Source organism: Vibrio sp. Evd11 (assembly GCF_900382755.1).
GTDB lineage: Bacteria > Pseudomonadota > Gammaproteobacteria > Enterobacterales > Vibrionaceae > Vibrio > Vibrio lentus.
Window position 1 is genome coordinate 1 of the sequence record NZ_OSDX01000067.1, and the last position, 22,082, is coordinate 22,082.

At 43.8% G+C, this 22,082-nt stretch carries 20 protein-coding genes; 10 read left to right on the forward strand and 10 right to left on the reverse strand.

Annotation, left to right across the window (positions count from 1 at the left end):
- Positions 1 to 295 precede the first annotated feature (295 nt).
- On the forward strand, positions 296 to 691 hold the full coding sequence (locus ED652_RS19955) for a DUF1090 domain-containing protein (RefSeq protein WP_122055922.1): 396 nt from the start codon (positions 296 to 298) through the stop codon (positions 689 to 691).
- Between the two features lie 140 nt (positions 692 to 831).
- Here ED652_RS19955 and ED652_RS19960 read toward each other — a convergent pair whose 3' ends face one another.
- Positions 832 to 1,728: an EamA family transporter gene (locus ED652_RS19960; RefSeq protein ID WP_122055923.1), complete on the reverse strand. Its 897-nt coding sequence runs from the start codon at positions 1,726 to 1,728 to the stop codon at positions 832 to 834.
- A 103-nt stretch (positions 1,729 to 1,831) separates the two neighbouring features.
- Here ED652_RS19960 and ED652_RS19965 point away from each other — a divergent pair, with 103 nt between their 5' ends.
- Positions 1,832 to 3,214 carry a PLP-dependent aminotransferase family protein gene (locus tag ED652_RS19965; protein WP_122055924.1) on the forward strand — a complete coding sequence of 461 codons (1,383 nt, stop codon included), beginning with the start codon at positions 1,832 to 1,834 and terminating at the stop codon, positions 3,212 to 3,214.
- 337 nt (positions 3,215 to 3,551) lie between these two features.
- Positions 3,552 to 4,733, forward strand: a complete 1,182-nt coding sequence (cqsA, locus tag ED652_RS19970) for an alpha-hydroxyketone-type quorum-sensing autoinducer synthase (RefSeq protein WP_122055925.1) — start codon at positions 3,552 to 3,554, stop codon at positions 4,731 to 4,733.
- 154 nt (positions 4,734 to 4,887) lie between these two features.
- On the opposite strand, the gene ED652_RS19975 is transcribed toward cqsA, so the two are convergent.
- The 5 genes from ED652_RS19975 to ED652_RS19995 form a co-directional block, all read right to left on the reverse strand.
- Positions 4,888 to 6,936, reverse strand: coding sequence for a response regulator (locus ED652_RS19975; protein ID WP_122055926.1), 2,049 nt, complete (start codon positions 6,934 to 6,936; stop codon positions 4,888 to 4,890).
- A 384-nt stretch (positions 6,937 to 7,320) separates the two neighbouring features.
- Positions 7,321 to 9,090 carry an ABC-F family ATP-binding cassette domain-containing protein gene (locus tag ED652_RS19980; protein ID WP_122055927.1) on the reverse strand — a complete coding sequence of 590 codons (1,770 nt, stop codon included), beginning with the start codon at positions 9,088 to 9,090 and terminating at the stop codon, positions 7,321 to 7,323.
- 322 nt (positions 9,091 to 9,412) lie between these two features.
- Positions 9,413 to 10,228 carry a TauD/TfdA family dioxygenase gene (locus ED652_RS19985; RefSeq protein WP_122055928.1) on the reverse strand — a complete coding sequence of 272 codons (816 nt, stop codon included), beginning with the start codon at positions 10,226 to 10,228 and terminating at the stop codon, positions 9,413 to 9,415.
- A 264-nt stretch (positions 10,229 to 10,492) separates the two neighbouring features.
- Positions 10,493 to 10,720, reverse strand: coding sequence for a hypothetical protein (locus tag ED652_RS19990; RefSeq protein WP_122055929.1), 228 nt, complete (start codon positions 10,718 to 10,720; stop codon positions 10,493 to 10,495).
- Positions 10,721 to 10,844: 124 nt separating this feature from the next.
- A complete protein-coding gene (locus ED652_RS19995) occupies positions 10,845 to 11,771 on the reverse strand; it encodes an SDR family NAD(P)-dependent oxidoreductase (RefSeq protein ID WP_122055930.1) in 927 nt (308 codons plus the stop codon).
- Between the two features lie 278 nt (positions 11,772 to 12,049).
- Between ED652_RS19995 and ED652_RS20000 the strand changes: the two genes are divergently transcribed.
- Both ED652_RS20000 and ED652_RS20005 read left to right on the forward strand, forming a co-directional pair.
- Positions 12,050 to 12,625: a TetR family transcriptional regulator gene (locus tag ED652_RS20000; RefSeq protein WP_122055931.1), complete on the forward strand. Its 576-nt coding sequence runs from the start codon at positions 12,050 to 12,052 to the stop codon at positions 12,623 to 12,625.
- A gap of 41 nt (positions 12,626 to 12,666) precedes the next feature.
- Positions 12,667 to 13,026 carry a DUF5329 family protein gene (locus ED652_RS20005; RefSeq protein WP_254051722.1) on the forward strand — a complete coding sequence of 120 codons (360 nt, stop codon included), beginning with the start codon at positions 12,667 to 12,669 and terminating at the stop codon, positions 13,024 to 13,026.
- A 282-nt stretch (positions 13,027 to 13,308) separates the two neighbouring features.
- Here ED652_RS20005 and ED652_RS20010 read toward each other — a convergent pair whose 3' ends face one another.
- Positions 13,309 to 14,211: a Vmh family MBL fold metallo-hydrolase gene (locus ED652_RS20010; RefSeq protein ID WP_122055933.1), complete on the reverse strand. Its 903-nt coding sequence runs from the start codon at positions 14,209 to 14,211 to the stop codon at positions 13,309 to 13,311.
- Positions 14,212 to 14,387: 176 nt separating this feature from the next.
- On the opposite strand from ED652_RS20010, the gene ED652_RS20015 reads away from it, so the two are divergent.
- Positions 14,388 to 15,281, forward strand: a complete 894-nt coding sequence (locus ED652_RS20015) for a LysR family transcriptional regulator (protein ID WP_122055934.1) — start codon at positions 14,388 to 14,390, stop codon at positions 15,279 to 15,281.
- Positions 15,282 to 15,409: 128 nt separating this feature from the next.
- Positions 15,410 to 15,811 (forward strand): ACT domain-containing protein, encoded by a 402-nt coding sequence (locus ED652_RS20020; protein WP_122055935.1) that lies wholly within the window; start codon positions 15,410 to 15,412, stop codon positions 15,809 to 15,811.
- Between the two features lie 5 nt (positions 15,812 to 15,816).
- Here the strand turns inward: ED652_RS20020 and ED652_RS20025 are convergent, their stop codons facing one another.
- A complete protein-coding gene (locus ED652_RS20025) occupies positions 15,817 to 16,704 on the reverse strand; it encodes a LysR family transcriptional regulator (RefSeq protein ID WP_122055936.1) in 888 nt (295 codons plus the stop codon).
- Positions 16,705 to 16,805: 101 nt separating this feature from the next.
- On the opposite strand from ED652_RS20025, the gene ED652_RS20030 reads away from it, so the two are divergent.
- Positions 16,806 to 17,651, forward strand: coding sequence for an alpha/beta fold hydrolase (locus ED652_RS20030; RefSeq protein WP_122055937.1), 846 nt, complete (start codon positions 16,806 to 16,808; stop codon positions 17,649 to 17,651).
- 120 nt (positions 17,652 to 17,771) lie between these two features.
- Here ED652_RS20030 and ED652_RS20035 read toward each other — a convergent pair whose 3' ends face one another.
- Positions 17,772 to 19,658, reverse strand: a complete 1,887-nt coding sequence (locus ED652_RS20035) for a methyl-accepting chemotaxis protein (protein WP_122055938.1) — start codon at positions 19,656 to 19,658, stop codon at positions 17,772 to 17,774.
- Positions 19,659 to 19,963: 305 nt separating this feature from the next.
- On the opposite strand from ED652_RS20035, the gene ED652_RS20040 reads away from it, so the two are divergent.
- Positions 19,964 to 20,665, forward strand: a complete 702-nt coding sequence (locus ED652_RS20040) for a YafY family protein (RefSeq protein ID WP_122055939.1) — start codon at positions 19,964 to 19,966, stop codon at positions 20,663 to 20,665.
- 115 nt (positions 20,666 to 20,780) lie between these two features.
- Entirely contained in the window at positions 20,781 to 21,140 is a 360-nt protein-coding gene (locus ED652_RS20045; RefSeq protein ID WP_122055940.1) for a VOC family protein, read from the forward strand.
- Between the two features lie 72 nt (positions 21,141 to 21,212).
- Here ED652_RS20045 and ED652_RS20050 read toward each other — a convergent pair whose 3' ends face one another.
- A complete protein-coding gene (locus tag ED652_RS20050) occupies positions 21,213 to 21,929 on the reverse strand; it encodes a DUF1826 domain-containing protein (protein WP_102278512.1) in 717 nt (238 codons plus the stop codon).
- Between the last annotated feature and the right edge of the window lie 153 nt (positions 21,930 to 22,082).

The window sequence follows — 22,082 nt, forward strand, 5'->3', positions numbered from 1 at the left end:
TAGCTAAAGCTGACCGACTAAAGTCGGTGGTTTTAACCTTTTAGGAGACTAATAAAATTATCTAAACTATCTCAGAAAACTAACCACTCTTAAATCGAACCATTAACTCAACAAGGCGTACTTTTAAGTGTTGGACTCAATGGTCTATAGTTCATATGGCAAGCACTTAATGTTGAACGAAAAAGTTCGGTATATCATTGGTCATTTTCTGATAGCTAAACGATATAGTCTCAATCACATTCCTCCTATAGAGTGCGTACCGCATCCTTTTAATGAATCAGCTTAGGCGACCAAAATGCCAAAACACACAATAAAAGTACTATTACCTTTACTCCTTCTTCCATTGTCAGCTTTCGCTTCTGACTGCTCACAAAAGATTGGTTGTGAGAAAAAAGCGTGTGAGATTGAAATGAAAATTGAGATCGCTAAAGCCAACGGATATGACAACAAGCTAGAAGGACTGACAGACGCTTTGGACCAAGTAAATACATACTGTACCAACGAAGAATTAAAATCAGAGTTAATAGATGACATTGAAGACGCGCAAGAAGAAATCGTAGAGTACAAAGAGGAACTACAAGAAGCTCAAGACTTCAACGAAGACGACAAGGTCGCTAAGTACCAAAGAAAAATATCCGAAGAAAAAGCAAAGTTTGAGGAATACAAACAAGAGCTTTCGACATTAGATTAATGTTTGACTCAATGATTAGGAAACGTGATCAATCATCGCTAAACCATTATTTTATAAGGCCTCGCAGTTGCGGGGCCTTTGTATTTAAACTGGACTGTAATGCGATGACCTCTATGTGTATTGGCCATCAAACACATGTTTTACGACTGCTTTACTACTTTTTCCACTAACTTGGCAGTACCAGATTCCGCCGGCTTCACAATCAAGCCGATACCAACTAGAAACAATACAGATGCAACAACTTGAGCAACAGACAGCACCTCGTCATACATAAAGTAGCCACTGATCAATGCGAAGATTGGCACTAGCAAGGTTAACGGCGCTGTCGTGCTTAACGGGTATTGGATTAGCAACTTATTCCACACCCAGTAACCAAATAGCGTGGTTGGGTAAGCTTGAAACAGCACCGCAATCGTCGTGTTCCAATCCCACTGCTCAATCCCCTGCCAGATAATTTGGTCACCGTGTAACATCACGGCAAACAACACTAATGGAACTGGCGCAAACAGCATGCCCCACACGTTGAACGCAAAAGCCTGAGTAGTCTTAGACGCTTTAACAATCACGCCCATTAACGTCCAACTGCACGCCGCAATCATAATCAAGATAACACCATTGAGTGTCACATTGCCCGTTGCTGCAGAAACCAACACAGCCAACGCGCAAATCGCTATCATCGCACCCATTAACTTACGAACCGACGCACTTTCTTTGAAAACCCAGACCCCAACGGCCATACCAATTAGCACATTGGTTGAAAGCAACACCGATGAAAGCCCAGAAGAAAGCCCGGCGGTGATTGACCATGAAGCCATCCCCCAAATGCCCACACCAAATACAAAGCCATAACTCACTAAATAACGCCAAGCAACCTTAGGTCTCGCAACAAAAAATATCACTGGAATCACCGCTAGCGAGAAACGCGCGGCCGTTGCCAACAACGGATGAACATTGGTCACACCCATCTTTATCATCGAGAAATTGAATCCCCAAATTGCCATCACGAACACCGCTAACAACAAATCATTTCTTTTCATACTGACCCCTCCTTTGTTTTGAAAGAGTATCCCTTGATCAATAAAACCAGTACAGATACAATTTTTACAATAAAAACCAGTACAGTTGACAACGGTCGTGACCATGAGTATCTACAGAAAGCTTGCTAATCAATATATTGATGAGATTGAAACGGGGAAAAGACCCGAAGGTGGGCGCATGCCTTCGCTGCGTCAATTAGCTAAACAACAAGCCATCAGCATGTCGACCGTAGTGAGCTGTTACCAAGAACTAGAGTCACAAGGTTGGATTCATTCTCGACCGCAAGCGGGCTATTTTGTCTCGCCTCACAAGCCTGTTCATTCAGCGCCTGAGTGGGCACAGTTTGAAAGTAAGGTTTCCAGAGTTAGACAAACTTCATCGACTCACAATTCAATCAATGGGCCTTTAGGGGTCTCTAGCACCACCAATGATCAACAATCGATTGTTGAACTAGAACGCAGCTTCCGTCGCTCTATCAAACGTATGGGAGACAGACTTAATCACTACCCTGATACACAGGGCGAGCCGATGTTAAGACAGGCTTTATCGACCCACTTCGCCAAGCTCGATGTTCACTTTTCACCGGACGAAATGGTGATCACTGCTGGCTGCATGTCGGCAATTAAAGCTGCTCTTGAATCGTGTTCCAAAGAAGGTGACACCATTGCTATCAGTTCTCCTTGCTTTAACGGTATTTTGGAGTTGCTTGGCAAGATGTCACGCCAGATCATTGAGATCCCGTCTTTGGATGATGGTGTCGACCTACAACAACTGGAAACACACCTGAAAAATAAACGTGTGGATGCCGCTATCTTTTGTACCTCACATATGAATCCTCAAGGGATCAATATGTCTGCTAGTCAAAAACAAAAACTGGCTGAATTGGCGAATCACTATCGAGTACCAATCATTGAAGACGACGTGTATCTAGAGCTCTCTTACTCATCACACACACCATTGCCTGCAAAATACTATGACAAAGGTGGATACGTGCTGTGGTGTGGTTCGGTATCGAAAAGCCTATCGCCAAGTTACCGTTTAGGTTGGTGCTTACCGGGAAGGTACATTGATGAGTACAAGGCTCAATTTTCTGCCGCGAGCTACGGTGTTGCCCTACCCACTCAGCTTGCGGTTGCTGACTTTATCGAATCTGGCCAATACGCCAAACACGTTAGAAGAAGATGTACTCAGATCCTTTCGTTGCGTCAGCAATACCTTAGTTATTTAGCCCAGCACCTTCCTCAAGACGTGAAGATAAGTAACCCACAAGGTGGCATGGTGCTTTGGCTGCAAATACCCAACTTGAACCAATCAACCTTTGCTCAGGCAGTTGCTGACCAGAACATTGATATCAGGCTTGGGCACCTGTTCAGCACTCTCGACCTTTACAGCAATTGCTTACGCATCAATATTGGTTACTCGTTAGAGGGGAAAGCCAAGCAGCAATTGGACGACTTGATAGAACTGATTCACATTCATAGGTAATACGTGCTAATTCATAGTTAATACGTGCTAATTAATAGCTAATACGTGCTAGTTAATAAACAAAGCTAGCACACCGTAGCTTTTCATAATCGACCTTTTCATAGCCATTCGAACACCGAATTTTAATAGCCTTTTATCATAAAAAAGAAGGCTACTATTCCCATCTGAACTAGGTTAAAGCCCCGAACCGTAAGGAAAATCACTCGCCTCAAAACCCTTAAATACTGAGTTTGCAAGCACGCACAAAAATATGCAACTTGGCTAATGACACCTCACTTTTAATCGTCAATATACAGCCGTCAGCGCTGGCGTTTTCCTGTATTTGAAGAGAACTATTATGAGTGATAAAACAAAAACCAAACCACTACCTTCCTTTATCGAAGAACGCTTGAACTTCTATATTCAAGACCTAATTACCCAGAACCAAAGCCAAAAGCATTTGGTTTTGGGCAAACGACCTAAGCCCAACGCTGTTGTCATGCAGAGCAATGATTACCTAGCGCTGTCACACAACAAGCCGATCCAACAAGCTCACCAAGCGGCGATCAGTGAACACGATGACAACGTGGTGATGTCTGCAATTTTCTTACAAGATGTGCAGTCTAAACCTGCGTTCGAAACTGAGCTCGCGAACTATGTCGGAATGGAGAGCTGTTTGCTTTCTCAGTCTGGCTGGGCTGCTAATATTGGGCTATTGCAAACCATCTGCCCACCGGGCACACCTGTGTACATTGACTTCTTTGCACACATGTCGTTATGGGAAGGCATTCGCGCTGCAGGCGCCCTCGCCCACCCGTTTATGCATAACAATATGAATCACCTGCGCAAACAGCTAGAGCGCCACGGCTCAGGCGTTATTGTGGTCGATTCAATTTACAGCACCATTGGGACAATCGCCCCACTACGCGACATCTACGAAATGGCGCAAGAGTTTGATTGTGCCGTTGTCGTTGATGAATCGCATTCACTGGGTACGCATGGGGAAAATGGTGCTGGCTTAGTTCACGCATTGGGTCTCACTAACCAAGTCGACTTCATTACCGTTAGCTTGGCTAAAACCTTTGCCTATCGTGCAGGTGCTATCCTTGGGCCAAAGCAGCTTTCAGAAACCTTACCTTTTGTCGCGTATCCAGCTATTTTCAGCTCGACCGTGTTACCACAAGAGGTGGTTCGTTTAGAGAAAACATTAGAGGTAATAAAAGGCGCAGAAGACAAACGAGAAGCTTTATTCAAAAGCGCTAAATCGCTTACTACTGGCCTCAAACGGATTGGCTTTAACATCCGCAGCGAGTCTCAAATCGTGGCACTAGAATGTGGTAGTGAAAGAAACACCGAACGTGTTCGTGATTTCCTCGAAGAACGAGATGTATTCGGTGCGGTTTTCTGCCGCCCCGCGACGGGCAAGAACAAGAACATCATCCGATTTTCAGTGAATGCCGACCTGACACCGCGAGACATTAACCATGTGATCACGGTTTGTCACGAAGCGTACCATCACCCGGAATTAGAGTTCGTGTAACTCTGTACACACCAATTCTATAACTAACACAAACGGCAGGACTGAATGGACGCTATCATGTCGCTAAACAAAAAGAGCCCAGCAATTCACTGAGCTCTTTCTTGTGTTTATGTTCGCTGACAAAATGGCCGTGCGCATCAATCTATAGCATTCACTAAATCCAGTGAGCAATTTTGTCGAACAGTCGGTTTTTGTCTGCCGGTTTCACAATAAAATCTGACATGCCTGATGATTCCATTTTTTCCAATGTCACAGGAGAACTGTCACCCGTGTGAGCAATAATTGGCACTGAAGAGTATGCTTTATTGGCACTTCGAATTCGACGAGAAGCTTCCACTCCATCCATGATGGGCATTTCGATATCCATCAGAATCAAGTCGATCTCGTCGCTATCCAACGCGTCTAAGGCTTGTTGGCCATCTTCTTTCTGCACGACATCAAAACCCTGTTTTTCCAATAACATCGCGGTAAATCGGCGCAGAGATTCGTTATCATCGACCACCATGATCGTGCGCTTATTGGTAGCCTCTAACGGTTTTACAGAAACTGATGGCATCACGTAATTGGAATCGAAAAGTAAGCGGTCGATGGTCGCTTTAGTATTAAGCAGCCAAACTTGTGTTTCCACCCAAATCGGCTCGAAAGAAACGTTACGTACACGCTTAATAGGATGATGCTCATACAAATAGATGATTCGCGCTTCAGTGAACGAAAGCAGTGACTCAATCCTCTCTAGGCAACTGGCTCGTAAGTCCAAGCTCTCCATATCAACGAAAATCAGATCGAATTCGAACTGGTATTCCTTGTTCTTAAGCGCAGATGCGACATCTAAGACGGCGAGTTCAAAGCCCATAAAACGCGATATCTCGGTCATTTTACTGGTCAGAATCTTCTGGTCGCTCACCATCAATACGGTCTTCAGCTTAGTGAGCTCACTCTTGATCTCTTTCACTGTATTTGAAGCCAAAGATGGGAACGTCATCGTAAACTGCGTCCATTGTTCCACTTCCGACTGACACTTAATCTCACCACCAAACGAACGCATCACCTTCTTACAAAATGGTAAACCCAGTCCGTAATTACCCGATTGGCCAGTGGTGTAAAAATCTTGGAAAATGCGTCGAATCAACTCGCTTGAAATACCCGCACCGTTATCGGTGACCATGATTTGATTGGTCACTTCATCGCTACACATCGTGACATGAATATGAAAATCTTCTGGGCTGCGATGATGGAATGCGTTCTTGAATAAGTTGTACATGACGTACTTCAGCAAGGTATCACTACCCAAGAAATCAAAATCGCTTTGTACATCTAAAGATATCGCAGACTTATCGGCTGAACGCTTGTAGTTAAAACTGTCGATTGCATCCTCAACCACCGCTTGCGCTGAATGCTTTTTGAACGTTGAACGAGATACGCGGTTTTCATCGATTGAAGTCAGCAACAGATCAATCGTCTCGTTGCCTGAGTGGATGATCTCCATCGCCTCATCACCCACTTCACGCAACTGGATAACGTCTTCGTTGCTCAGCGCATATTGCCCTTTATGGTCGCCACTTTTGGGGTTCGGCAATATGGACTGCATGACATCGATAGAGGTCAACAAGCCACTTAGAGGGTTTCGCATCTCATGGGCAATACCAGCCCCAAAAGATTTCGCCAATGACACCTTGTTTTCGTGTTCCACCTGATTACGGAAGTAGAACAAGTTGCCGAATAAGTAGATAAACAAAAAGATTGGCACATGCGTCCAGTCCATTGTGAGTTCTAAATAGAAGCCCTGTGCCACCCAAGCACAAAACGTCGCAATTCCGATTCCGGCAAAGGTCTGAGCGAACATGACTTTAGTGACGTGCACCAACAAGATATGCAGGAATATCGCCGACATGAAAGACATGACCCAAACGTTGGACCAATTATTCATCAGCAGCATGTAGAAGAAGAAACACGGTAAGCAGAGGGTTATCGCAACTTGATAATAAGCCGGAAGGTATTTACGCCAGTCAAATGGGACGCGATTACGAAAAATAATGCCGAAGAATAATACAGAACAAGCGAGACGCAGCGATAAGTTTTCATAGGGTTGAGGGAACAAAAACTCCCACACAACGTAGTAGATCGGGAAGCCGACAAAGCCCATCCATCCGACGAGAGTAAGGTTTGGTTCTGCGTACTGATAAACTTTGCGAATAGCGTTCATACGGAATACTTTATTAACTAAGCCCTAACGTTTACAAATTCTATGAATTAATTTTTGTTCTTATATTTTGTCACGGATTATATTACACATCGCCTCCGAGCAATGAGGTTTCAATCAAATATATATCAAGGTTTTTGCTTTTAAACTTGAATTTGGAGTCAGTGTAAATACTGACAAAAGTAACAAAAGCCTTTAGCGGATTCAGAATAACTAAAGACCCTTTGGTTATACGTGCTCAGCGATCACAGCCGAGCACGCACAACTCATCAATGTTATATCGAATCAACTGGCGAGCGTAGCTAACCAAGAAGTTTAGTAAACTAACACGCGCAGCTAATTGAAATTTACAACTAATTGATATGTAAAACTAACTGATATGTAAAGCTAACTAAGCTCCAATTTCATATTGATAGTTACTATTTCTTGCTGCCATTTCTGTTGAAGATCTGGCTTTTGATGTTTTGCTTTTCGAGACTGGTCTTGTGTCAGTAACTCTTCCAACTCCAACAGCCTTTCCAAAAGCAACTCTTCATCGTTTTGTGCCGTACTTGAGTGGTGATTTTCGCTAAACTCAGATTTGGATAACAACACCGAGCTTGGCGCTGCCTCACTCGCCTCTAAGCTAACGACCTGATTACCGACAGACATGGCCTCATAAACCGCATCTAAGTAAGTCATTTCCACCAGCTGACCATCATTGATATACCAGAATCGATTACATGAACTCTCGATGAGTTCTCGATCATGGCTGATCAACAACAGCCCTCCTTCAAAATGAGTTAAGCAATGCGCTAACTCTTCCTTACCCTCAATATCAAGATGGTTCGTTGGTTCATCCAATAACAAGAAGTGATACTTAGCCAAAGATAGCCCGACAAACAGTAAACGAGAGCGCTCGCCACCGCTTAATTCTGCGATTTTTTGATCGTGTCTTTCATAAGAAAAACCAGCACTGATCAGAGCCATTTTTCTTGCTTCCTGCGACACAGGATAAAACGGGTACAGCGAGTCTATTAATGAGTGCTCATCGCACAGTTGGTTCAAGCTTTGATCGTAATAACCCACTTCGGCTTGAGGGTGGAAGTAGCCATTACCTTCGAGTTGAGAGGCTTGATGGCTTGCCCATAACACCTTCAACAATGAAGACTTACCTGCGCCGTTCTTGCCTAAAATAGCGACTCGGTCACCGCTTTTTATCTGCTGGAACAGAACTTCAAACAAAGGCGCTTGGTCTTGCGCGGCTGCTATTGGCACCGATGCTAATTCAAGTAAGCGGTTAGCTTTCATCGACTCACCAGAGAGACTTAGCGTCCATGGTTCAATCGTATCCAAACGCGTCATGGTCGTTCGCAAGCCAGCAGCACGTTTATCCATACTTTTGGCTTTGCGAGCTAGGCCTTCGTTATCGAAATCCCTACCCCAAATAGCTAAGCGCTGCGCACTCTTTTCAATGCGGTTAATCTCTTTTTGTTCCACCTCTTGCCTTTCAGCGTCAGCGCGATCTTTTTCTTCTAACGCCTTTCTTGCTTCAGTGCAGGTTTGGCTGAAGTTTTGCAGCTTTTTGTCACGTAACACCCAAGTACAATTGGTCACATGGTCGAGTAGCCTTTGGTCATGCGAAACCATGACAAAGGTGCCTTTCCAATCCATCAGAAATTGCTCTAACCAAAGCAAGGTTGGCAAATCTAAGTGGTTGCTCGGTTCATCTAACAGTAGAACATCAGGTTCGACAATTAAGGCTCTTGCCACCAAGACTCGCGCGTATTGACCACCACTTAAGGTGTTAATTGACTGGCCCCAATAGCTTTCGTCAAAACCTAAGTTAGATAAGATGATTTGAGCGCGCCATTGCTCCGAGAGTTGGATCTCAGATGGGAGATTATCGATAACAGCATCAAGCATCGACATGCTCAACAGGCGTTTAGGAAGTTGTTGCTCAATAAGCGCGACTTCAGCATAAGAGGCGAAAGACACACTGCCGATATAGTCAGGTAAGTCTTTGTTTAATAGACGTAGTAAGGTGCTTTTTCCACACCCATTGCTGCCAATTAGGCCAATACGGTCACCCTTTTTAATGGTGAAAGAAAGCCCATCAAATAAGCGGCATGATGTTAGATCGTAAGAAATGGATGATGTAGATATTAATGTAGTCATTTGTTTACTCAAGTTTCAAGCACGCGAACGCGCTGTCGTCATTTGCTGACAACAACCAAGTAAACTAGAGTGAAGAAACTCTATAGAAGTTTAGTTTTAAATGCTTCGCTCAAGTTTTGGTTATCGCAGCACGATAGTGTTAAAACTTGAGTTTTGGTCGTACCAAAAAATATGCGCAAAGTTAAATTTACACACTTTCATAAAAATCCTCCTTATTTGTATTGAGTTGAACATTAGCGCTAAAAATAAATCACATTGACCTATGAGTCAAAATATTTAGTCGTATTCGACTTGGCCTCAATTTACCCAAAACTTACGTAAGCTAGGTCACCGTGACTCTGTGCATTTTTCTTGGTGTATCGCCGTAATCAATTACCGCGTAATGCTGCGTTACTCTGTTATCCCAAATAGCCATTGTTCCCTTGTCCCATTTGAAACGAACTTGAAACTCAGGGCGTCTCGCAATTTCGAACAGTTGGTTAAGTAAAACATCACTCTCTTGTCGGTCGAGCTCATTGATATAACGAGTAAACTGTTCATTGATATAGAGCGTCTCTTTACCCGTTTCAGGGTGAACTTGAACAACCGAGTGAATCACTGGTGGATTTTCTTGAGCCGTTTTGATTAACGACTTATGCCAATCCAGCTCAATCTGATCCGACTCTATACCTTCAAAAGCCACCAGCGAATGAGTCGCAGATAAGCTCCTCAGCTTTGCTTTCATGTCTTCGTCTAATGAATCAAATACAGCAGTCATCGAACACCAAATCGTGTCTCCTCCCACATTTGGGACATGCTGAGCATGCAACAGAGAAGCTTTCGACGGCAATTCGCGCCATGTTAGATCCGTATGCCAATAACTTTCCATCGGAGCATTGCCACGCGTTGTTTCTATCACGCTCACCTGAGGTACATGCTCGACGCGAGGAAAAAACGGGTGCGCCGGTTCAAGCTTTCCAAATCGCTCTGCAATCATCAAATGCTGTTCTGACGAAAGGGTTTGATAATCCAGAAAAATCACTTGATGGGTTAGAAGCGCCTGATAAACCTCATCAAGTTCAGTCGCACTGCATGTCGCGAGATTGACTCCATGAATACGAGCAGCGATGTGAGGGGTAATGGGTTCGATTTTCAACATAAATTCGCTTATTGATGATGTGACATTTCAGAGTCAATTTAGATACTGACTATTAAACCGGATAATGGCGGTTTTTCTTTCAATCCTAATCGCTATAAAAGCAAAAAGCAGTTTTCCGATTAAGATCAATGATCTTGTATCGCCTAATATATAAAAGCCTCAGTCTTCAATCTGTTAAGAACAGCGTGAATACTGAGGCTCTGAGTTCGTTTAATTTCTATCTTTTAGCTATTAACTATTAACTATTAACTTAGAATATCGACTTTACAGGGCAGTGATAGACTTGTCGTATTCCAACATTTCTTCAAAATATGGGTTGTAAGTTAGCCTCGCATGAACCTTCCCTTCTTCCTTGTATCCCCAAGCGGAATAACATGGTTCATCGCTATTTAAACAAGCTTCATAATCAAGCGGATCGGTACTGTTGCGACACATTTGGAATTTACCATTAGCGCCATAGTAGAAATTGTCTTCACGGTATAACAAGCTCATGTGAGAGAAGTTACTGATCCGTTTTGACGGCACATGACTGTCGAAATGAACAACGCGTTTATCTAGCGTATCTGGTTTATCTCCAAACCAAATGAATCGGCTACTGTGTAGCGAAATTTCATTTCTATTTCCCTGTTGGCTTAACTTCGCACGCTTGCAGGTAAGGAGCGGTAATCGATTCAAGTTGGTCCCACAGCTTATTAGAACCAGATGTATCACAACCAGGATCACTCTCCGGTAAATCAACCAAACCAAATACATTGTGCCAATAGCTTCCTCTTGGAAGATCTTGTGTCGCACCAATCAAAGAGGAGTGGGAACCTTGCTCTTCCGACACCAGTTGTTTCGTACGAAGCCATGCGAGAAACCCTTTTTTACTTCCAGCGAAGCCACTGGCAACCACACCGGGATGAACCGCTATTGGATGAATATTGGGGTAACGCTCTGATAACTCAAGCACTTGCCACAAATTTCCCAGCTTGCTTCGTGAATAAGTACTGGATGTACCATCAAAAGGAATATCAGCCGCACACTCATTTTCCATAATGTAAATATCGCCACTGGTCACTACCAGACGAGCATCGTCAACCAACATGTTTTTCTGTATAAGGAGTCGATAAAGAATGTGATGACCTAACACATTCACTGAAAATGTTTTTTCATAACCAGAAGGCGATATTTCAGCCTTTTTAGACACCAGCCCCGCGTTACAAATGACAATGTCGAATGGCGTCTCCCCTAGTTGTTTTACAGCAGTGACAATACTCTTAGGATCCGCAAGATCCATATAGATTGATTCGACATTAAGAATGTCATCCGTCGCATCCGATAAGCCTCTCGCTAACGATGTCACCCTAGCACCTTGAGCAAGTAAAGAACGAGTAATGAACTCACCAATGCCAGCGGTTCCGCCCGTTACAAGTACCCTTTTCCAATCAAGCCTTGGTAACTCAGGGCAAGCATGATGTTTTCTTTTCTGTCCAATAATGGCAGATATCACTCGGCGATGCCTGCCCTTCGGGGGACGACTGGCAATCAAACTTAGCGGCATAGTGGTGCTCCTGATCGATTAGATAGTAACAAATGACAATTTACAATAAATGTCATTTGTTACATTGTCAACGCGCCAATTTGATAAAAGAACACATTAACTCTTATGTCTAACGGCAAGAATTTATGTATAACGGCAATAACCTTTTCATTAAACGATGAGCTCGTTTGACTGAGTAGACGGTAATCGATAGCATCAAGCTAATACTGTCGTTATCGAAAGTTCTTACTTTCAAAGCCTTAAATAAGGGTTTAGACACAATTTATTGGTAATTAGAAATGCTTACTAAAGAAAAGATATTAGATGCATCGGAAATCGTTTTACGTAAGTTCGGCCTTAGAAAAACGACCGTTGTTGACGTAGCTCGTGCCCTTGATGTGAGTCACGGCACGGTTTACCGACATTTTGCAACTAAAGCGGAATTGCATGAGGCGATAACATTAAGATGGTTGGAGCGTGTGACTGCGCCATTAACTGAGATCACACACAGATCCGAAAGCGCATCAATAAGACTTCGAGAGTGGTTTGAGGCATTAACGGCCATTAAGAGAAGCATTTTTATTGGCGAGCCTGAGTTGTTTGAGTCGTATTCATCATTGGCACAACAAACACCAGAGCACGTAAAATCAAAACACATCAACCATCTGTTGCAGCAAGTTGAGTCGATTTTGAATGATGGCGTTACAGAAGGTGCCTTTGAGATTGAGGATTGCGCTATTACTGCGCGCTGCTTCTTTTTCGGTACCGTGCGTTACCACCACCCACTTCATTCATCAGAATGGAAGAGCGACACCATTGAACAAGAATTTACACAGCTTTTTTCTTTGTTAGAGAAAGCTATTTATAAACACTGATTCCTAATCGTTCTTTGTAATAGCCGATTAGATGGGAGAGGATGATGGTGAAGCGTGCACGGTTTCTATGTGGGTTGATGGTCAGCCAATTGCTATTGCTGAATTATGCATTCGCCTCTCCTCAACAAGAGATTGACCATCTGCTTACCTTTGTTGAATCAACGCAATGCAAATACGAACGAAATGGCACAATTCATAACGGACCAGAAGCGGCTGCACATATAAAAAAGAAAGCCGATTATTACGCCGACGATATTGAGTCTGCTGAAGATTTTATCGCGTATTCAGCAACAAAAAGTATGTTGAGTGGGCGTCATTACCAAGTTCACTGTGAAGGTAAAGCATCGGTTAGCAGTGAAGTTTGGCTAAAGTCCGAACTTGATGATTTTCGGTCTCGCTAACTATCTAACTATCTAACTATCTAACTATCTAACTATCTAACTATCTAACGTTAGGCTCTGTTAACTTACTGCCTTGCTAAAGACTAAACAACAAGTACCAAACAAAAAAAGAGCCCCTAAATAGGCGCTCTTTTCGTTTTTTGATACTTCCTGTATCCATAGACAAGTCCAATCTGTAGTACTTTCACTGAAAGCCAGATCATCGATATCTCCAGTTGTGTATCACCTTAAATCTAGCACACAATCTTCAAGCTTTTCTGAGATACAACCGAGATAATGAACTTAGTGCCACTCCATCTCACCACTTAACACTTTGGCACCCAGCTCTAGGTCGCCTTCCGTTGCCTTAAATTGCGGGTAAGCTGTCTTCATGTAATCACTGATATCAACAGACGTTGGATTGCTTGTGCTTGCTAACCCCTTTTCAATATCAGCCACGTAATCCAATGTAAATTGAACGCCATTAGTACCCGTTGGCATTTCACCTAAGTAGTGACCCGGAATGACAACTTCAGGCTCAAGTTCTTTCATACGCTCTAATGATTGTGACCACTGGCTACGAATCTCTTTCGATGCAGTATCTGCCATCCATACATGCACACCGCTATACACCGACACACCACCAAACACGGTCTTTTCAGATGGAACCCACAGATAAGCTTGGTGTGTATTGATTTCTCTCACTTCGATAGTTTCACCTTCTATGCTCAGCGTGGTGTCGTTAAGCACGGTTGGAACAATGACTTTAGACGGTGCGTTGTCTTCTAAGATTGGGCCCCAGTATTCGAGCTTCGCATCTTTAGTGCGTTTGATATGTGCAACAACCGCTTCACTAGCTACGATCTCGACGTTTGGAAACGCCGCCACAATCGGTTCTAAGCCAAAGTAGAAATCTGGGTCGCCGCTGCTGATGTAAACCATCGACAACTCTTTGCCTGTGACTTTGATTTGATCCACCAACTTTTGCCCATCTGCGACGCTAAATTGCGCATCAAACAAAATCACTTCCTTCTCACCAGCCACCAACACAGAGCTTGCGGGGAATATCGCGTTTTCACCCGGATTGTAATGAGTGATGTTTAATTCAGCAGCAGAGACAACACTCGATGCTGCCAACATTGCTCCTAGGCTCATCGTTCCTAAAAGCGCGGTTCTCGATAGAAGGATTTTAGATAACTTTTTCATAGCTTGATTCCGTTATTTCGAGCTGAACGCCTGCCAACTCATTGAGTGTGCAAACATCTTATTTGATTGGATTTAGATGAAATAGACATCAAATTAACTTTCACTGTTGCGATTTTCGGACATATACTGATTTTCTTGTAGCTATTAGATTCAAAAATCACTGGGTAATGAGAACAATGGATAAACTCGAGGCAATGAACGTCTTTGTCACCATCGTTGAGCGTGGCAGTTTGAGTGCAGCAGCAGAGCACCTTGATCTATCTCGAACCAAAGTCACGCGCTATTTGGGGGAACTCGAAAGCTGGATGGACACGCGCTTGCTTCATAGAACCACTCGAAGCTTGAGCTTAACCAACGCGGGTAAAGAAACACTTGAAGTCGCAAGGGAGTTGCTTGCCCTTGAAGCGTCGTTAGCGGGTATTCGAAACCAAAGCCGCGAACACTTAAAAGGCCAACTGCGTATTACCGCCAGTTACTCCATTGTCGATAGTTTCCTGATGGGCGTGATCAGTCGCTTCATCGCTAAATGGCCAGAGGTCTCAATTGATATCGTTTCTACTGATCAAACAGTCAATCTTGTTGAATCACGCATCGATTTGGCAATTCGCATTACCAACGAACTAACACCGAATATTGTCGCGAAGCAGCTAGGTGAATGTCGCTCGGTGATTTGCGCATCTCCTCAATATCTAAAAGAGAAAGGTACGCCATCAAACGCTCAAGATTTAGCGCACCACAACTGTCTGTCATTCAGTTACTTTGGTAAAACCGCGTGGACGTTTAATGGTCCTAATGGATTGGAATCTGTGCCGATTAAAGGAAATATCAGTGCCAACACCTCTGAGGTTCTGCTTTCTGCCACACTCAAAGGCAACGGTATCTGCTTACTGCCCTTTCCTTCGGTGGAAGGCTTAATTGAAAACGGGCTATTGGTTCCTCTTCTCTCTGAATGGAAACCGAAAACGCTGGGCGTGCACGCTGTTTACGGAACCCGAAAGCAAGTCACTCCGCTGTTAAGAGCCTTTATCGATCATTTATCTAGCGAGATGGGGCAATCAACAAGCTGGTAGACAAGCTCTCTCATTAACGATGCTGATGTGGAATAAATATTATTAATTGTACTCGCCGACAGCTTACCTCTATCTTGGCTGCACTATCCAACACCATAAACAAACGCGATTACGCAGGGAAAAAGACGATGACCGCCATTACCGATTTAGACATTTTGTTAAAGTCCATGTCACCAGAACTCATTGAAGGCAACTATGTTTTCTGTACTGTAGACGGGGGATTGGCAGATTATGTTCAACTCGAACCAATCGCGAACTTTCGTGAAAAAGAAGGCTTAACCTTGGTGCTCACTGAGGATGCCGCACGCAAAGCTAAACTCGATTTCGATGGTGTATTTAGTCTGATCACTTTGTCGGTACACTCCAGTCTTGAAGCAGTTGGATTAACAGCGGCTTTTGCCACCAAGCTAGGCTCATATGGCATTAGCGCCAACGTGATTACTGGTTATTACCATGACCATATCTTCGTTCAAAAAGACAAAGCCGAAGCCGCAATGAGTGCGCTTAGAGAGTTTTCAGAAGCCGAATAACTCGATCAGTTTGCTCGTTCACGTATGAAGTTGACTAACAGCTTAGTTAGATGTGTGTGATAACTCATCGAACGGTAATGAATATATATCGTCAAGGGCGCTAATTGGTGATCCAAGTGCTGTTCAACCAATGTGCCCCGCTCTATTTCCTCACGACAAAACTCTCTTGGTAAAGCAACAAAACCAAGCCCGCGGATCGCAGCGGCTTTCGCGATAAACCCACCATCGACATTAATATTGGACTTGATATCCAAGCCCTTCGAGTCGTCTTTTGCCCCACTAAATACCCAAGGATTGCCACCAAAAGCTTTATAGCTAGCGATACATGGCAACACTCTTAACTCTTCAATTTTACTTGGTGTTCCATGTTCCTCCAAACAAGTTGGAGAAGCCAAAACTACGCTCTCCCATTGGCATAAAGGACGAGAAATCCAATCCCTATCATCCAGCGATCCTCGCTCAAAGCTAATCACGATATCTGGGTCACTGTTAAGTGCGCTTTCGATGGACGTACTGTGTTCACAGAACAGAGATATATTGGGATAGTCGACCACAAAATCAGCAAGAACATCGCCAATGAACGGAACGTCTGGCGTGCTTAAGCGAATACTTCCTTTTACTGATTCAGTTGAAATGGTGAGGCTTTGCAACGTCTGACTCAGGCGACGAAGCGGCTCTCTTATCTCGTCATACAGAATCTCGCCCGCTGAGGTTGGCGTAACCTTGCGGGTAGTTCGATAAAACAGTTTATTGCCAATCTCATTTTCAAGTTGTTGAACATGACGACTTACCGTAGAGCTCGGAATTAACAAGCGCTCCGAAGCCTTGATGAAGCTGTTCTGTTCATACACGCAAAGGAATGAGTTTAACCAAGCGTTATCGATCCTTTCCAATCTTATTATCCCAATATCACCAATACTGAATCTCATATTAGCCTATTTATCAGGATTATCTATCGCGATAAGGTTCAAAAAAACGATGTGAGTTAAGAGTGATGAAAACTGAAAACCAGATAATCTTCAAGCGCGATGGGTATCAACTTAAAGCCGAACAACACGGCGAAGGACCAAACTTATTGATTATTGGTAGTGTTGATTACTACAAGCGAGTAATACCGAAAGCGCTACACGACTACTTTACCTGCCTATATCTAGACCATCGTGGCTTTGCTTTAACGGGAAAAGGTAATCAGATAATTAATTTAGATATTATCTCTGACGATATCGAAGCTATCTGCGAGAGTTTTAATATACAAAGAGCCAGTGTTCTTGGTCATTCCGGACATGCTTACATGGCTCTTCACTTCGCCAGTTCTTCCAATATTCATATTGAGAAGGTTATGGTTGTTGGAGCATCACCAAGCTTATCTAAAGAGATGAAAGCCAAACAGTTTTCACACTGGGAAAGTCATGCGTCAGATGAGCGAAAGCGCCTATTTAAACAAAATATTGGTAAGCTCGAACACGACATAAACAAAGAACCACATAAAAAGTTTGTCCATCTATGTAATCGATTAAGCCCTATGCGCTGGGCGGATCCGAACTTTAATGAACTTCCCCTTTGGGAGCAAGTACACACCAATACAGCACTACTTGACGCGCTATGGGGGGATATCTTTGACAATATAGATGTAACGACTCTGCCTAAGGTTAATCAGCTCGAAGTTATTGTTGCTATTGGCACACTCGACTTCAGTGTCGCACCTTTGAGTACTTGGTTGGAGTTATGGGGAGCTTTTAAATCATTAGAACTTATTGAGCTTGAAGGCGTGTCGCATACCCCAATGCTTGAATCGCCTGTCAGTTTTGTTGAACTAATGTGCCACCACCTACTCGATTGAGTCAGTGACTTATCTTGTTCTACCATCTAACAATCGCCACAAAAAAAGCGACGTAATCTACGTCGCTTTGGCTTATTGCTTACCGATTACTCACTGATCAGGCATCAGCGAATGAAACAGTTAAGCAAGCTTAAAAGTCGCCACTTTGTCGCTTAAACCAGCGGCTTGGCTCTTAAGTTCGTTCGACTCAGTTAAGCTGTCCTGCGCGCCCACAACTAAGTGGTCAGTGACATCTTTAATGGTCGTAATGTTCTGGGTAATTTCACCCGTCACGTGTGTTTGCTCTTCAGCTGCAGTCGCGATTTGAGTCGCCATATCACTGATCAAAGCAACTGCAGTATTGATCTCTTCAAGCGCATGCGAAGCTCTGTCTGCATCTTCTACGGAATGTATTGCCAGTTTAGAACTGCTCTCCATCAACTCAACGGCTTGGGTCGTTGTCCGCTGCAGAATATCAATCGTTGATTTGATCTCTTCCGTCGAAGAGTGAGTACGCTGAGAAAGCACACGTACTTCGTCAGCTACCACAGCAAAACCACGACCTTGTTCACCAGCACGAGCAGCTTCAATCGCTGCATTCAAAGCAAGTAAGTTAGTTTGCTCTGCAATGCCTTGGATTGTCGCTAATACTGTTGAGATCTCTTGAGCGTGCTTGTTTAGCTCGCTGATCACGTTGCCCGCTTCGTTCACTTCATTGGCCAAGTTATTGATTGAGCCTTTAGTGTCGACAACCAGAGCATGACCGCTATTAGTACTTGTCGCTGAATCTTGTGCCGCTTTTGCTGTTTGCTCGGCATGGGATGCAATCTCTTGAGTTGCACAGGCCATTTCAGTTACCGCCGTCGCCACCATCGTGATTTCTTGCTGCTGGTGATTAAGCTCATCCACAGAACGGTTCGCACGCTGAGCACTTTGCTCCGACTGGCTGTTTAGCTGTTCTGATTGTCCGCGAATATGACCAATCAACTGTTGTAAACTACTCACAAATGTATTGAAGTTGTGAGCCAGCTCACCCACTTCGTCTTGGTTTTCAACATGAATTCGTTGAGTTAAATCACCGCTACCATTGGCAATTTGTGCCAAGGCTTGAGATACATGATTAAGCGGACGGAATAGAATCGTACACAGAAGATTGAACAATATGGTACATACGATCACAACCAACAGTGTCACCAACACTTGACCGATCACCGCATCAAATAACGGTGCAACCAACGAATCATGATTAACCACGCTGATCGTAATCAGGTTTGTTCCATCGATCGCACGCGCATACAGAACATAGTCGCTGCCGTTTAAATCTATCGAAGTGTCTTTCCCGCTTACCAACGCCTTTTGTACATCAGAAAAATCCAACCCAAGTGAACTGATATTATTGTTCAATAGCTTAGTGTCGGCGTGCGTATAAACCGTGCCCTTATTCGTCGCGATGAACATGTAACCTTCACCCGGAAGAATCACTTTTTCAAGACTGTTTAGAATGTCGGTGATTTCTACGTCTGCACCCAATACAACCTGCTGACCATGGAATTGCATTGCAGTACCCAGCGACACAACGTTAGCACCCGTTGCCGCCGCAACCGTTGGGTTGTCCATGAACACTTTACTTGGGTTTGCTACCGCATTGGTGTACCAACCCCATACGCGTGGATCATCATTGCCCGGTGGCAACACAACACCATTCGCATTCTTTTGTGAACCATCAGGGAATGCCAGGAAGACATTATCAAAAGAGGCAGAATCACGGACCTGTTTTAGGTGAGTTACCAAGCTTTCTTGTCTGGACTCTTTCGACAGAGAAGTGAGCGCACGCTCTTTGGATAAGATCCAATCTGACACGTATTGGTTGTAAGAAGCGGATGCCCCTTCCAAACGTTGTTCAACTTCAGTATCCAATCGTTGCAATGATGCACGAAATGAAAGTGCTTCGACCAGAATCCCCCCCAGGATGATGGCCATACTGGCAGAGATCGCCAGCTTATTCTTAAGCGAGAGTTTCTTTAACATAGAAAACCTATAATTTTTGTATAAATAACCGTGGGTAACAGAACCGTTCCCATGAGGTAGCAAGCCAATATATTTTACACATTAAAATAAATAATAGAACGGGCTAACCTGTTGTATTATCGATATATGTGAACCAGAAACCAGATCCAAATCAACTCACAAGAACGAACGATATACGCTAAGGTTCAATATCAATAAAGGGAATTTACGTGCCATGCCTCTCACTTCATTTATCATCAACCAAAATAGCGCTCACGTTATCAATGCATTAATCTTATACCTCGTTATGTACTCAGAGTTTTCCCATGTCCCGAAGCCAACGTCTCTTTGACCTGCTCCAACTATTACGTTGCCATAAATACCCAGTTACTGCCGACTACTTGGCTAGCGAGCTCAATGTAAGTACTCGCACCCTTTATCGAGACATCGTGACGCTTCAAGCGCAAGGTGCTGAAATTGATGGTGAAGCGGGAGTGGGTTATCAATTGAAACCTACCTTCACTCTCCCACCAATGATGTTTTCAACGGAAGAATTGGAAGCGTTACGGCTTGGCGCTGAATGGGTCGCCAAGCAAGCCAATGGGGAATTCAGTGAGTCAGCTAGAAATGCCATTGCCAAGATTTCTGCGGTGTTACCTGCTGACCACCAGGCCAAACGCAGTGAAGACATTGTGCGTGTTGCTTCAATCATTGAGGTTGCAGAGTTAGCCATCGAACTGTCAGACATCAAGCTAGCAATTAAGCAGCAGAACAAAGCTGAGCTCCATTACACCGACGCAAAAGCTAATGTGAGTTCAAGAATCGTTTGGCCGATGTTGATTGGCTTATTCGAACAGCACTATGTTTTGGTTGCTTGGTGTGAAGTACGAAGTGCGTATCGTAACTTCAGGCTCGACAGGATTGCCGAATGGACAATACTTGAAGAAAAGTACCAACGTACGCGCCATGACTTGATCAAAGATTGGCAGAACATGGAAGGCATTGCAGATAAAGTGATTCGCTACTGACAAAAACTGTCACAGGGTTTCGATACATTGCTGTGGTCCCAAATCGGGTTCAACACAAAAGCCGAGTTAACTGAAACCAACACGGCAAATCCAATTGAACAGTTCAGGAGCTATTATGTTTACCATTGATTCATTTGTTCTTTATGTCACAGACATTCATCGCAGCATGGGCTTTTATGCAAAAGCATTTGATTGCGAACCAAAGCTTCTATCACCGACCTTTGCTGTTCTAGACTTTGCAGACAACGTTAAAATTACACTTAAGCAGTCTGACTTTTTAACGCCAGCAAGCACAATCAAGGGTGGCGGCACTGAGCTCTCAATGCCTGTTGCTGATAAAGAGACACTGGAAAACCTCTATAAAGCATGGAAAGAGAAAGGCATTCAGTTTGAACAAGATCCAGAAGAGTCGGTTTACGGCATCAACTTCCTTGCTGTTGATCCAGACGGACACCGTATCCGCGTCTTCGCTTAAATGAATAAGAGCAAGCTGCACTTAGCCGCTTGCTCCTCTCATCTCATCTCATCTCATCTCATAAAACGCTTACTAACCGAAATCTAATGTCAGCAACAATCGCGTCTCGTCAGATGAAGTAACGGGAGAACGATGAACAAGGCCCGCATTATCATTGCCACTCCAGCGCTCCCCTTTCAATAGCGCCACATCACCACTCGCCATTTGTTGAATATCAGATTCATGAGTGTATAAGCCTGAAGCACAATCTGGCTGTCCGTTGGCTCCTCGTCCTAACTTCGAACGATCAACCACATAGTTAGGTAACCATTGCGTCGCGACACCATGATAAGTCGTCACTAAGCGGCAAGGTACTTGGTCAAAATGGAAACGGGGACACATCGCTTTATTCAGAACGGCTAGACGCAGCCCTACTTCTTCAAGCTCGAACAAACAACAGAACATATCCACCAGCTCAGCCATATTTTCTAATAGCGCTTTAGAAGCCGTTCCGTCAGTCGCAAACTCTAATTTCTCAAAAGCGTTGTCGGGTGACACGCTAACAGACTTACTAAAGTTTGGATTCGACGCGATAAACTCACCAATGGCACTTGTTAAGTCAGCATCAAATGTACGCTGCCAAATCGCGATGTTGATGTCGCTTTGATAGATGTCGGCTAATACCGTGGGCTGCTCCGAAGCACTAACGCATGCCTTGTAACTCGCCTGATCTTTGATACTAACAGCCGAACTAATATTAAGTGGCTGGTTGCTATTGGTTGTCAAACGCTTGGTTAACACGGCATTCATTACGTCATCTCCTTGATACATGCTTATCGTCCCCCTTTTACCAATACGCTCGTTATTGGCAGTAAGAGTGATTTTTAGTTATGTTATAACATAACTAGGGCGTGTTGATCTTTGCTGTACATTCCGTGTTCAACAATACATCGGTAGCCACAT